Genomic DNA, 13,655 nt, shown 5'->3' on the forward strand with positions numbered 1-13,655 from the left:
AGCCAACGCTAAAATAAGATCTAAAGGAATAAATATTTCTGTGAAGCTTGTTAATGGAATCTCCCTACTTGGCTTGTTTTTTATTTGCTCACACACTAACGCAAATGACTTAAACTATCAGGTAAGTTTAGAAGCAGAAGCAATTTCGCAGTCGGTAAAGGACTCAGAGGGAAATCAGACTGTTGAAAGTGACAATCTAATTGTCACACCAAGTTTTTCATTAACGTATAACAGTAAGCGACTTCAAGGCTTTTGGCGGGCTAACCAAAATCATGTTCGACGCTCTATTGGGAGCAGTTCAGTTACTCAAAACTATGTCAATTATAATTACGGTGGTGAGGTCGTAATTATAGAAAACCTATTAAACTTTGTAGCTTCAGGTGCCTTATCACAGCAATCTCCCAACTTAAACGGCTTTCAAACTGACGATATTCTTTTAAATGCTGATAACCTTTCAAAAACAAGACGTAATGCAGCATCACTTGGTTTAAATATCCCAAGAGGTGACTACTTTGGATTGAGCTCGACCCTAACCTATTCAAACTCCAAAAGTGAAAGAAACGCTACTGGTTTTGAGGGCCTCGAAAATAATAGAACCTTGCTTACATCAAACATCGTAACTGGAAACGATTTTAAAAGACTTTATGCTGCTGTAAATACACAGGTCTCCCTGCAAAAGAGATTTGAAGGCAATGGTGATGTATTGAGCAGGCAGGCTGAAGCTGCCCTATCTTTTAGCGTTATTGGTAATTTAGGGTTTACATTATCAGCAACAAATGAAGGCAATCAAGTTTCATCTGAAGACAATATATTCTCTGTAGCAAGAAATTTTTCAACATACGGTGCTGGGTTAAGCTGGCGGAAAAGTGAAGACAGTTTTTTTACAATTACTGCTAACACAAGCGATGGAGAACAACTTGGCCAATCTGATACAGATAACCAAAATTTTATCGGCTTTAATACTCGATGGCAATTTACGCCACGCACATCAATCTCAGCTCGATATGGAAGAAGAGTGTTTGGTGAAAGTGGGGAGTTTTCATTTTCGCATCAAATAAAAAGATTTAGAACTCAAGTCTCTTATACTGAAGAAATTACAAGTTTTTCTAACCTAACAAGCGATCCAACTTCTTTAGGCGTTTTTGTCTGCGCAGATGGAGCAAGAGATTTATCAGCTTGTTTTCAACCAAGCTCTCTCAATTATCAACTTGGCCCTAACGAGGAATTTGTTCAATTTTCCGATCAAAATACGGAGATTAGTGATGAATTAATACTCAGGCAAGCTCTATCATGGCAAATGGGTATCAGCAAGCGCCGAACAAATCTTTCATTTAATGGAAGGTACTCATTGAATGAATATTTGGAATCCGACAGACTTAATCGGACGTACAGTGCAGGCATAGCATTGGGGTTTGGAATTGGGCAGAAAACAAACCTTACTTGGAATACTCAATATGCAGTGTCCAATAATCAGTTTGAAGGCACTAGCAGTGAATCTATCTCTTTATCAAGTGATGTGAGTATTTCCAGAAATTTAGGTCAATATTTAAACATCAACCTGCAAGCACGGTATTTAGATTTAAAGAGTGAGGGCGAGAATTCTGGAGGTACAGTAATAGGTTTCACAGGAGTCAGCGGTGACCTTAAAGACAGGCGAATAACTATAAGTTTGAGCTACCGATATGGTAGTAAGTAATCGCCAACTGAATCTGCTTGATTCTCGAGAAAGCCCGCTCAGTCATCATCCGTTTTCAAACGGACATATGCTTTGTATTTCTTTTTCAACAGTCTATCAATGTATTGCGTCAATTTTATTTTGTGTTTAATTGCGTCATCCAAAGCATCGACTAATTCAAACAACATTTTCTTGTAGTATTCAGCTTCTCTTATTTGGGTCCCTTTATGGGTAAAACGATCACTGTTGTCCGCGGGTATATCAGTGTTTCGTGGCAACGCGCTATCAGAAATATCTTCAGGCAGAAACATTTCGGCTTTCACTTCATCAATCACGCTTTGCACATCATCCAGCGCAAACTGCTCAATTTCTTCTAAAAACCCAAACAGCAGCACCCTGTCCATCAACGTATTCATCTTGCGTGGAACACCTTTTGAGAACTCATAAATAGCCGTATAAGCATCATCAGAAAACAGCTTATTACCATTGTAGCCAGCATGATGCATTCGATACTCAATATACTCGATAGACTCATCTCTATTGAGCGGAGCAAGGTGACAAGATGCGACTATTCTCTGTCTAAACTGCTCCATATTGGGTGCCCTCAGAATAGGTTGAAGTTCAGCCTGCCCCAATAAAAAGCTTTGTAGCAAAGGTTTACCCGCTTTTTGAAAATTAGACAGCATTCGTAGCTCTTCAATTGTTTCTAAAGGTAAGTTCTGTGCTTCATCCACTAGCAAAAGCGCACGCTTTCCCTGTCCAGCTAGCCCGCTTAAAAAGTACTCGATGTCTTCGAGCAAATCAGATTTGGATTTATTGACAACATCAAGTTCAAATTTAGACGCCACCATTTTTATGAGCTCATCGGGATTTAGTTTTGGTGTAACAATCTGAGCTGCAAAAATATCTTGCTCCATATCATCAAGTAAACTGTTGGCAATTGTAGTTTTCCCTGTCCCAATGTCACCTGTTATAACAATGAACCCTTCTGCTTGAGAGAGACCATATTGAAGATATGACATTGCGCGTTTGTGTAACTTACTAGCGAAAAAAAACGCGGGATCTGGTGTTAACTGAAAGGGCTTTGAAGTCAATCCATAATAGCTTTCGTACATGCTTATCTCTTTGGGTTTGCAACACTCCTAACTGCATAGTTAGTATAAGTAATTGCATATTGTTAAATTACGTCCGTTTTTTTGAACCTTCACATTACACATAAATGTGCAGCATTCTCATCAACCTTTAACGAGTCTCGCTATCGTTATCGTTATTAAACACAATTTGATTAATAATTCCTGTTGTCGAAACACCTTCTTCAAAATGAAGTACGCGTACCTCTCCACCATTTGCAATGACTTCTTTACCGCCAGCGATTTCATGTACTTGGTAATCTCCGCCTTTCACTAATATATCAGGCAAAACTTCAGCAATTAGTACTTGAGGAGTATCATCGCTAAATTCAATAACCCAATCTACTGCGCTAAGACCCGCTAATACAGACATTCGCCTTGAGGCATTATTGATTGGTCGCCCTTCACCTTTTAATCGCCTAACGGAATCATCTGAGTTGACTGCGACAATTAAACGTTGGCCAAGTTTGGCAGCCTCGGTTAGATAGGACACATGCCCAGAATGCAAAATATCAAAGCAACCATTTGTCATGACTACGGTTTGGCCACTTTGTTGGGCCTTTTTCACTTCAGTTAATAATCGGTCTAGGCTCATGACTCCGCCATCAATGTGAGCTTGAGCATTAATTGATAATGCCAACTCAGTGTTGCTGACGGTTGAAGTGCCTAGCTTTCCTACCACTACGCTGGCGGCATGATTAGCAAGTTGACATGCAAATTGAAGTGGCGTTTTAACTGCCATTGCACAAGCAAGTGTTGAAACAACAGTATCTCCCGCACCCGTGACGTCATAAACCTCTTTTGCTTGAGCCGGCAGGTGTAAACTGTCGGCCTTATAGTTGGACTTACTAACATTAAAGAGCGACATGCCATTTTCTGAGCGAGTGACCAGTAGCGCATCTAACGATAATTCACGTAGGAAACTATTTGCCTTTAACGCTAACTGAGCTTCGCTCTCACATTGCCCAGCGACTTGCTCAAACTCACTCATATTTGGCGTAATAAGAGTCGCACCTTTGTATTTGTTAAATTGATCACCTTTGGGGTCAACGATCACAGGTTTCTTATTGTCATTCGCAATTTTAATAAAGCTTTGCGGGTCGCTCAAACACCCTTTGGCATAATCACTTAAAACAACCAAGTCCACTTTTTCTATTAGCTGCTTGAATCGAGAAACCAAGCTCGATTTGTCAACCATCTCAAAGCTTTTTTCGAAATCTAGCCTCAGTAGTTGTTGATGGCGACTCATAATTCTCAATTTCGTAATCGTATCAAACCCCTTAACAGCTTCAAACTGACAGTCAATATCAAGTGCTTTGAGTCTATTTTTCAAAATACTGCCCGCTTCGTCTTCGCCTACTAAACCAAGAAGGCTAACCTGAGCACCTAAGCTCGCAGCATTTATCGCAACGTTTGCTGCGCCACCTGGGCGATCTTCAGCATCATTGACATTAACAACAGGCACTGGCGCCTCTGGTGAGATACGTCCGGTTGAACCTGACCAATATCGGTCAAGCATTAAGTCGCCTATGATTAAGATTTTGGACTTGCTAAAATCAGGAAGCTGCATATCACCCTTTAACTGTTGCTTATTAAAATAAATCATGAGTATACCAATGATTGGTCAGAAAACAGAAAAACCTTGGTTTTTATATCTCATAAAAACAAACAAAAATAGTTTATATACAGGCATAACAACCGATGTCCGTAGACGTTTTCATGAGCATCAGTACACAAAAAAAGGAGCGAAAGCGTTAAGAGGGAAATGTCCACTGACACTTGTTTTTTGCGCTCAGGTGAGCACTCACAGTGATGCATTAAAAGCCGAAGCGTGGATAAAGGCACAGAATAAATACGTTAAACAAGCGCTAATAAGCGGAAAAACAAAGCTAGACTATAAGCACAAGCTAGTAGATATTAAATCGATAACGACCAAATAGATAATCGTAGTCATCTAACTTTGATTAAGGCATTCACGTCGAAATGAACGATAAACACCGTTACACACTGGAAGAGCGAGCAACGACAAAGTTTACAGCGCTTAAAGATAAGCACAACAGCGATCTGTTTACCCTGTTTAAAACTGAGATAAAGCGAGCATTTTCGTTCAGCGATTTTATTTCTAAAACGGCTATTCAATACCCTAACCAATTTGAAGCTATGCTACCTGCCTTAATTGAGAATGCAGCAAGTCCGCACTCCTCCTACGGCCATGAATTTTATCGTCAAGAATTAGAAAAACGGCTTGAAGGTATAGAACGTGAATCACAACTCCATGCTCAAATAAGGCAATTTAGGCACTTAACCATGCTTAAAATAGCTTGGCTAGATATGCTGGGCAATACCGATTTCAAAACATCACTAGCAGCGGTTTCTGAATTAGCGAATACCTGTATCAATCAAGCGTTAGACTGGTTATATCACAAAGCATGTCATCGCTATGGCTACCCGCAAGAAAAACAGTGTCTATTAGTACTAGGAATGGGCAAACTCGGCGGTAACGAGCTGAATTTTTCATCAGACATAGACCTAATCTTTGTTTATCCATCACAAGGTCAAACAGATCACCCAAGAAAACCCATAGAGCACCAAGTTTTCTTTATGAAATTGGCTCAAAAACTGATCGCTGCTTTACATCAAACAACACTTGATGGGCAGGCATACAGAGTAGATATGAGATTGCGCCCATTGGGCGACAGCGGGCCATTAGTAATTTCCGCGCCAGCGTTTGAACTATATTATCAAGAACAAGGCCGAGATTGGGAACGCTTTGCGATGCAAAAAGCGCGTATTATTAATCAGACCACGCAGGATAATGCGGCATATATCAAAGAAATAAACAACATTATCAAGCCGTTTGTTTATCGAAAGTATCTAGATTTCACTACGTTAGAATCATTGCGCAGCATGAAGCAGCTAATAGAAAGTGAAGTCAAACGCAAAGGTTTAGCCAATAACATAAAATTAGGGGCTGGAGGAATTAGAGAGGTCGAGTTCTTTGTTCAATGTCATCAACTTATTCATGCTGGCCGAATGACTGAGTGTCAACTACCATCCTTATATCGAGCGTTAGAAGCTTTAGTATCTCATGGAGTAATCAATCGAAAAACTGCCACTGAAATGGCACACCACTATACTCTACTGCGAAGAGTTGAGCACTTTATTCAAGCGTTTAACGATAAGCAAACACAAACCTTACCTGATGATGAATTAGACCAGCAAAGGTTAACTCACCTTCTTTCTCTTGACAGCTACGAAGACTGTTTATCGCTTATAAAATCAGCTATGTTATCAATTCATACCGCATTTAAGGACTTGATAGAAGCTCAAACTAGTGCAAAACATGAGCCCCCATCCAACCATGCCTTGATAGATTTGTGGCAATTGGATTTGGAAATTGAAGAAGCGAGCGAAATACTAAGCGCTGAAATGCCACCTGAGAGTGCATTCACATTAGCTGAAAAAATACAGGACTTAAAAAATAAGTTAGGCAAAGTAGGGTTGGGCGACAAAGGAAAACATACTTTAAAAAAGCTAATTCCCGCATTAACTCATCAATGCATTTCATTTAAAAGTGAACAAGCGTCACTAAACAACGATAAAACGAAACTACAAACAGTAGAAAAACTCTTTGAACTAATTGTCAAAATTTCTGGGCGAACGACTTACCTAGAGCTGTTAAGCGAACACAAAAGTGTGCGTGCACGGCTTATCTATTTATTTACCCAAAGTCACTGGGTTGCTCAACAAATTATCAATTTCCCGCTGCTTTTAGATGAATTACTTCACCCTGCTTATTTGATAGAAGATGATAAACACTTGGGTGATTGGAAACTGGAGTTCAACAATGAATTAAGGTTGCAATTACTTAGGGTCGAACCTGAGGATATCGAAGCACAAATGGATGCATTGCGTTATTTCAAAATCACGCAACAACTTCGAATTGCAGCTGCCGACTTAAGCGGCCATCTACCGATAAATAAAGTCAGCGATAAGCTGACGCTATTGGCTGAAACAATTTTGGCATTTAGTGTTGAGATGGCATGGCGTCAAGTCAGTGAGAAATTTGGCGAACCCAGTGATGCTGAGCAACAAGATAAGAAATTTGGCATCATCGCTTATGGAAAAATGGGTGGATGGGAGATGAGTTATGGCTCTGATATCGACATGGTGTGTATTCATGAATCGGATAAATCGGGCACTACAAATGGTCGTAAATCTATTTCAAACACTGAATTTTATGTCAAGTTAGTACAACGTATCTCCCATTTATTTACCAGCAAAACGTATCTTGGCCAACTTTACGAATTAGATTTGCGATTGCGCCCATCTGGCAATTCAGGATTGCTTGTTACCCACCTAGATACGTTTACGGACTACCAGCAAAATAAAGCTTGGACATGGGAGCATCAAGCCATCACTAGAAGCCGATTTGTCTATGGTAATGACCTTCTCAAAACAAAATTCAATCAAGTTCGTCACAACATTATCTGCCAATCTAGAGATGATGAGTTACTAAAAAACGAAGTCACTGAAATGCGTGTAAAAATGCGAACGCACCTAGATAAAAGTCAAAAAGGCTTTATTGATCTTAAACAGAGTAGGGGCGGAATCACTGACTTAGAGTTTTTAGTACAATACCTAGTATTAAAATATGCACATCAATACCCATCACTTGCTAAATGGTCGGATAATTTAAGATTGCTTGAAGCACTCGCCGAAACAGCTGTCATCTCGATTACAAGTGCAAAGGAATTGCAAGAAGCTTACCTCGCTATAAGAAACAAAACACATAGTCTTACGCTACAAAATAAGCAGTTAAGCGCAGATAATGACCCAGTAATAAAAAAGTTTGGTGTGATAAAAAAACACTATGAAGCGTTATTAGAGTAGTTAATTGTAAAACTCGTCGGGAGTAAGCTTTTTACAACGTTCAATCAAATAGTCCTGAGGCTCGGCGGTAATAACCAACGCTCGCTTTCGCAAACACAAAAACACTAAAACACGTTGTGGGAAATTAGAATCTACTGCGCCTCTAATTTCATCGATCGTGCCCGAAAGAGTATTGTATGACTGAAAACGATGACGAATAATGAAGTCTTGGTTTAAATCCCAAATTAACGTAAGCCCCTCTTCTTCTACATATTTAAGTGCTTCGGTACGCAATGTACTGTCTTTTGGAAATGCCCTTACTTTCTGTTCGCCGGTCCAGTTTTCTTGGGGCGGAAAACTTACGTTACCCATTTTAATTAATGTTTGCGCGACACTCTCGCTGGGCGTTTCAAGCGGAATCACGTAATCACCGTATAGTTCGGTGATCGGATCACGAGATGAGATCCTAAATTCCTCGTAAAAGTCAGAAAGGTTATCTCTTATATTATCTCTTTCTTCTGGCGATTGTGCCGAACTAGCAATGGATTGCTCACTAACGGAAGGGTCATATTGGATGACTACGATTGCACCTAAAATCACAATGACACCTAATATAACGTGCTTGATCCAAAATGCTAGGGGACTTTGCTTCGCCATATCTCACCTTAAAATAGCCGATTATTGATAGAGCGATTCAGGCTCACTCTCTGGTCTGGTTTTGAACCGTTTATGCATCCATAAATAGCTTTCGGGTTGTTCATTAATGCAAGTTAACAAATCTTGATTAAGTTTTGTCAACGCTTGCTCTGGAATTGTATCGGCAAGATATGAAATAGGTGGATAAATTTTTAACAAATAACCAGAATCGGAATACTGAGGGCTAATTAGTAATGGAACACAATTAGCACGAGCTGCAAACATCAATGTTCCGGTGGTAGTTGCCGTTTTCTCAACCCCGCCAAATGGAACAAATATACTTTGCGCCTTGCCATAATCTTGATCCGGAAGGTACAAACACAACTCTCCTTGATCCATTGCTTTTATTAAGCCTTTGGCGTTTCGTTTATGAATCATATACTTATTGGAGCGGTTTCGGCCATGATATTGCAAATAATCCATTAGCGGATTATTGTGCTTTCTATAAAACGCGATACTTGGATGCCTAATACCAATTACTCGGCAAGCTAACTCTAAGTTGACATTGTGCAACGCTAATCCAAATACGCCTTTACCACTTTTTAAAATAGAATCTATATGTTCAAAACCTTCAATTTTACTTATACGGTTTATTCGCCATGTAGGCCACCACCACCCCATTGCCGTTTCGAATAAAGCCATACCGGTTCTATAAATATTTTCTTCAAAAACCGATTGACGCTTCTCTTCAGACCATTGCGGATAGCACAAATCTATATTTTGTTTTGCAACGCTTATTCTTTTTTTTGCCAATCGTTTTAGCAGAAAGGCAACACCCGTCCCCATCTTTTTGATAATGGGATAGGGCAAGCAAATCAGCAGATACAAAACAAAAGCGCCCAACCAAATTCCCCAATACTTGGGCAATAAAAAAGAAAATGTGAACTGAGGGGCTTGAACAGAAGAAGTTTTTGTTGAGTTTGACAAGGACGTTATTTCCACCGATATCAGACGTGCTCACAAGCACTGTAAACGAGCCCTAATTGTAATGATTCAATGGCGTTAAGTAAAAGCTAAGTTAAAATTGAGTATCGATATTTTTAAGTTTTTTCTCGAAAGCATCAAAATCCCCTTGTTTGTCATAATCAAAATGGTACTGATTGTGAAACCCAAAGCTTAACTTAACCAATGCATCTTCGATGTAAACAGTGTAGCCATCGAAATCTGTATACGCTTTTACACCTTCAAGTGTGTGCGCATCATTTTCCTTATCACCATGCTTAGTGACCTTATCAAATACACGCAATAAGAACTTGCTGTCTAATTCATTTCTCATGGCAACCTCCGTTAACTTAATATTAAGTTATAGCGATCTTGGGAGTTTTAGATCAGCTCAAAAATTGATTCTCAACCCAATAAGCAATGCATTTGCTGAATAATCATTCTCACCTTGAATGTGCTCGAATTCAGATCTTATCATTAACGATGAGGAAATATAGTAATCAAACCCTAAACCCAATACTCCCGCGAATGTATCCTTTTCCATAGGACATAGCGCGCTGCTATCCAGCACTTCTGCTTTAGAATCACAAACGTTATTGGCCAACTGTGCCGTTTTTATTTCCGCCTTTAATATCCCAACTCTATAAAACAATTCACCGCTTTTGCCTGATGCTTTGCCCAAAGCAGATAAATATAGTCCACGAGCCTCAAAAAAAGGGGCATTAAAATCTGTACCTTGTGTATCACCGGTTTGCTCACCTAAGAACTGAAAGCCAGTTTCCACGTACCATTTTGGATGAAACTGGTAACCAATGCCTAATTTATATGAAGTTTCGTCAACGGACAGAACCTTTGTTTCATTTTCAATGTATCCGCCGGAAGCGACCAGATAAAAACTATCTGTTGCAGCATACGAAGTCACTGTGTATTGAATCATTAACAAAATGATTGATGCTCGTACCAAAGATAAAATGGCTTTCATTAACTATCCTATTTTAAAACTAAACTATTACACAAAGTTAATAAGCACGAAGCTAGCCAGCTTAACTCTCGTTTATTAAAAAAGTTCTTTCTTGAATTTGACCACATCATGAATTTGCATAATTTATGTTTAACTATTTAAAATCAGTTGTTTACTATTTACTTACACCGCATTCACAACACGCATGGTTCATACATCCGTATCGGCCTCGATACCCTAAAGTTTACACCTTGAGATACTATCCGGTGAGCGATAGCACATTTTTTCATCAACATTTTTTGATCTTTACACAAAAATATGTTCTATTAACAAAATCAACTGGTCAGATGAGCGGATAAGTTACCATGAGTATTAGAACGAGTTTAAAAAAAGTATTACCTCCAATTTCAGTAACCGAGCAAGAAGCACTAGATGCCGGAGACGTTTGGATTGAATCATCTATCTACCAAGGCAAGCCTGATATGCACGCTCTTAGAAGCCTGCCTCAGGCAAAGTTAAGTGCAGACGAGCAAGCATTCCTTGATGGCCCTGTAAAAGAACTGATCACTATGATCGATGAGTTCGAATTGAATAACGGCAAACACATCCCTCAAGAGATTTTAGATTTCTTGGGCAAAAATAAATTCTTCTCAATGATTATTCCGAAGAAATTTGGTGGTCTTGAGTTTTCGCCTTACGCTAACTCAACTATCGTGGCGACTATCGCAGCAACCAGCGGCGCAATTGCAGTCACGGTGATGGTGCCTAACTCTTTAGGTCCAGGCGAGCTATTAATGCACTACGGCACTGAAGAGCAACAAAATTATTGGCTTCCGCGCCTATCTGTGGGCCAAGATATCCCATGTTTTGCGTTGACAAGTCCTGAAGCGGGCTCAGATGCTGGTTCGATTCCTGATGCGGGTATTGTGACGATGGGCGAATACGAAGGCAAAGAAGTACTCGGTTTATCGGTCAGTTGGGACAAACGTTACATTACACTCGCCCCAATCGCTACAGTTTTAGGATTGGCGTTTAAAGTATTTGACCCACAAGGCTTATTGGGCGGTGATTTAGAATTAGGCATTACATGCGCATTGTTACCAAAGTCACACCCTGGCGTTGAGCTTGGGAACCGTCATGATCCGATGGGCGTGAAATTTTACAATGGTACAACGCGTGGTAATAATGTCTTTATCCCGATGGACTTTATAATCGGTGGTCAAAAGAATATTGGGAAAGGTTGGCAAATGCTTGTGTCTTGCCTCGGTGCTGGTCGCGGTATTTCATTACCGGCAATGGGCGTAGCATCAGCCCAATCGGCATTTAAATCAACTGCAGAGTATTCTTTTGTGCGCGAACAGTTTGGCGTGCCAATCGGACGTTTTGAAGGTATTCAGGAAAAGCTTGCTGATATTGCTGGAAAAACATTCTTATTGGAAGCTATGCGCGTATTAACTACTGAAGGCTTAGGTGAAGGTGTTAAACCTTCTGTGGTAACAGCAATTGCAAAGTATCACATGACAGAGTTAGGTCGCGATGTACTTAACTCAGCAATGGATGTACAAGCAGGTAAGGCAATCCAACGCGGTCCACAAAATACGCTAGCTAACGGCTACAGTGCATTGCCGATTGCAATCACAGTGGAAGGTGCAAACATTCTGACTCGTAACTTGATGATTTTTGGTCAAGGCGCAATGCGTTGCCATCCACACTTGAAAGAAATGGTTGATTTAATCCATAGCAATGAATCATCAGCAGATGCTGAGTTCAATAAGGTGTTAGGTAAGACCGTTAAATTCAGCGTTAAAAATGCGTTTAGAAGCTTTGCAAATAGCTACTTACCGTTTGTCCGTTCTGCTGAATCTGCTTTGCCCGAAGTACGTAAGTACGAAAGAAGAGTTAACGCTCTTTCGGCTAAGCTAGCGCCATTAGCTGATCTTTCACTACTCGTTTTAGGCGGTGATTTGAAAAAAGCTGAGTTACTCTCTGCACGGCTTGGTGACGTTATGAGCTATGTCTATGGCGCGATGGCTACCATCCGTTTTTACGAGCAGCGCGTTGAAGATCGTCAGCAAGCAAAAGCGTATTTTGAGTACGCGATGGAGTGGTCGCTTCAGCAGGGCGAAAAGGCTGTTGTTTCATTTATTAACAACTTTCCAAATACACCAACTCGCGGCTTAATGCGTTTTATAACTAATACGTATACGTCATCTTATAACCAAATTCCAGATGACTTGGTACGCGAGTTGTCGACGGCCGCACTACAAGATAGCAGTATCAAAGCACAATTAACGCATCTAGTGACAGTAGTGGCGGGAGACGGCAACAGTATTAACGAGGAAGCATTTAAAGCGAAGCATGCAGCAATGCCGTTGCTGTCAAAAGTGCAAAAAGCACTTCGCAAAGCGCCTGTTGTTCCTTTCTTGTCATTCGAAAATGCGGTTAATAAGTTGCATGAAGCAGGTTCTTTGACTGAGCAAGAAGTGGATACACTGCTTGCTTACAATGAAAAGCGTAAATTATCAGTGCGCGTTGATGAGTTCACATTCGATATGGAATTAATAGACGCGAATGGCGATAAAGTGGTTGAAGAAGTAAAAGCTGCATAAGCCATACACTGAATACATCTAATTTAAAAGCTACTTAATTTAGATACACTTTTAAAAAACCAGCATTCTTTGATGCTGGTTTTTTATTTAATTCAATACTAAACTCGCTATACTTAGTTTAGCAAACGTAAACCAATTAAACATAATAAGAACCGCAAATGGCACAGTTATACTTCTATTATTCTGCAATGAACGCCGGAAAATCCACATCATTACTTCAATCCGCCTATAACTACCGCGAACGGGGAATGCAGGTTGAACTTTTTACAGCATCAATAGATAACCGATTTGGAGAAGGTAAAATTGCATCGCGCATTGGCCTTCAAACAGCAGCGAATTTGTTTACGCCAGAGACCGATATTTATCGCTTTATGCGCAAACGCTGTGAGTTTGAAACGATTAGCTGTCTATTCATTGACGAAGCACAGTTTTTAAGCAAAAAACAGGTACTTCAGTGTTTAGAGATAGTCGATAAGCTCAACGTACCTGTATTAGCTTATGGATTGCGAACCGATTTTAGAGGTGAAACGTTTGAAGGTAGTCACTACCTGCTCGCTTGGGCTGACAAACTCTCAGAGTTGAAAACTGTCTGTCACTGTGGCCGCAAAGCCAATTTCGTCGCAAGGCTAGATCAACATGGAAACGCTATTCAAGATGGCGCACAGGTTGATGTGGGGGGAAATGAAAAATATGTGTCGCTTTGTCGTAAGCATTTCATGAAAAAAGTATCGATCAACACCTAACTTCAGTGTTTTTAAAAGGATAGTTGA

At 40.1% G+C, this 13,655-nt stretch carries 11 protein-coding genes; 5 read left to right on the top strand and 6 right to left on the bottom strand.

Annotation, left to right across the window (positions count from 1 at the left end):
• Positions 1 to 40 precede the first annotated feature (40 nt).
• On the top strand, positions 41 to 1,696 hold the full coding sequence (locus KUL10_RS07765; protein ID WP_158525343.1) for a TIGR03016 family PEP-CTERM system-associated outer membrane protein: 1,656 nt from the start codon (positions 41 to 43) through the stop codon (positions 1,694 to 1,696).
• Positions 1,697 to 1,734: 38 nt separating this feature from the next.
• On the opposite strand, the gene KUL10_RS07770 is transcribed toward KUL10_RS07765, so the two are convergent.
• Together KUL10_RS07770 and hldE are read right to left on the bottom strand one after the other, a co-directional pair.
• On the bottom strand, positions 1,735 to 2,790 hold the full coding sequence (locus KUL10_RS07770; RefSeq protein ID WP_110428341.1) for an XrtA/PEP-CTERM system-associated ATPase: 1,056 nt from the start codon (positions 2,788 to 2,790) through the stop codon (positions 1,735 to 1,737).
• A 127-nt stretch (positions 2,791 to 2,917) separates the two neighbouring features.
• Positions 2,918 to 4,375, bottom strand: coding sequence for a bifunctional D-glycero-beta-D-manno-heptose-7-phosphate kinase/D-glycero-beta-D-manno-heptose 1-phosphate adenylyltransferase HldE (gene hldE, locus KUL10_RS07775; protein WP_110428424.1), 1,458 nt, complete (start codon positions 4,373 to 4,375; stop codon positions 2,918 to 2,920).
• 46 nt (positions 4,376 to 4,421) lie between these two features.
• On the opposite strand from hldE, the gene KUL10_RS07780 reads away from it, so the two are divergent.
• Together KUL10_RS07780 and glnE are read left to right on the top strand one after the other, a co-directional pair.
• Positions 4,422 to 4,745, top strand: coding sequence for a GIY-YIG nuclease family protein (locus tag KUL10_RS07780; RefSeq protein WP_110428342.1), 324 nt, complete (start codon positions 4,422 to 4,424; stop codon positions 4,743 to 4,745).
• A gap of 43 nt (positions 4,746 to 4,788) precedes the next feature.
• Positions 4,789 to 7,698 carry a bifunctional [glutamate--ammonia ligase]-adenylyl-L-tyrosine phosphorylase/[glutamate--ammonia-ligase] adenylyltransferase gene (gene glnE / locus KUL10_RS07785; protein WP_110428343.1) on the top strand — a complete coding sequence of 970 codons (2,910 nt, stop codon included), beginning with the start codon at positions 4,789 to 4,791 and terminating at the stop codon, positions 7,696 to 7,698.
• On the opposite strand, the gene KUL10_RS07790 is transcribed toward glnE, so the two are convergent.
• The 4 genes from KUL10_RS07790 to KUL10_RS07805 form a co-directional block, all read right to left on the bottom strand.
• Complete coding sequence (locus KUL10_RS07790; protein WP_110428344.1) at positions 7,699 to 8,334, bottom strand: TcpQ domain-containing protein; 636 nt, start codon at positions 8,332 to 8,334, stop codon at positions 7,699 to 7,701.
• Positions 8,335 to 8,355: 21 nt separating this feature from the next.
• On the bottom strand, positions 8,356 to 9,300 hold the full coding sequence (lpxL, locus tag KUL10_RS07795; protein WP_110428345.1) for an LpxL/LpxP family Kdo(2)-lipid IV(A) lauroyl/palmitoleoyl acyltransferase: 945 nt from the start codon (positions 9,298 to 9,300) through the stop codon (positions 8,356 to 8,358).
• Between the two features lie 91 nt (positions 9,301 to 9,391).
• A complete protein-coding gene (locus tag KUL10_RS07800) occupies positions 9,392 to 9,649 on the bottom strand; it encodes a DUF3081 family protein (RefSeq protein ID WP_110428346.1) in 258 nt (85 codons plus the stop codon).
• Between the two features lie 57 nt (positions 9,650 to 9,706).
• Positions 9,707 to 10,297: an outer membrane beta-barrel protein gene (locus KUL10_RS07805; RefSeq protein ID WP_110428347.1), complete on the bottom strand. Its 591-nt coding sequence runs from the start codon at positions 10,295 to 10,297 to the stop codon at positions 9,707 to 9,709.
• Between the two features lie 344 nt (positions 10,298 to 10,641).
• Here KUL10_RS07805 and KUL10_RS07810 point away from each other — a divergent pair, with 344 nt between their 5' ends.
• Positions 10,642 to 12,885, top strand: coding sequence for an acyl-CoA dehydrogenase (locus KUL10_RS07810; protein WP_110428348.1), 2,244 nt, complete (start codon positions 10,642 to 10,644; stop codon positions 12,883 to 12,885).
• A gap of 158 nt (positions 12,886 to 13,043) precedes the next feature.
• A complete protein-coding gene (locus KUL10_RS07815; RefSeq protein ID WP_110428349.1) occupies positions 13,044 to 13,628 on the top strand; it encodes a thymidine kinase in 585 nt (194 codons plus the stop codon).
• Positions 13,629 to 13,655: the final 27 nt, after the last annotated feature.

The organism is Glaciecola sp. KUL10 (assembly GCF_003203515.1).
Lineage (GTDB): Bacteria > Pseudomonadota > Gammaproteobacteria > Enterobacterales > Alteromonadaceae > Glaciecola.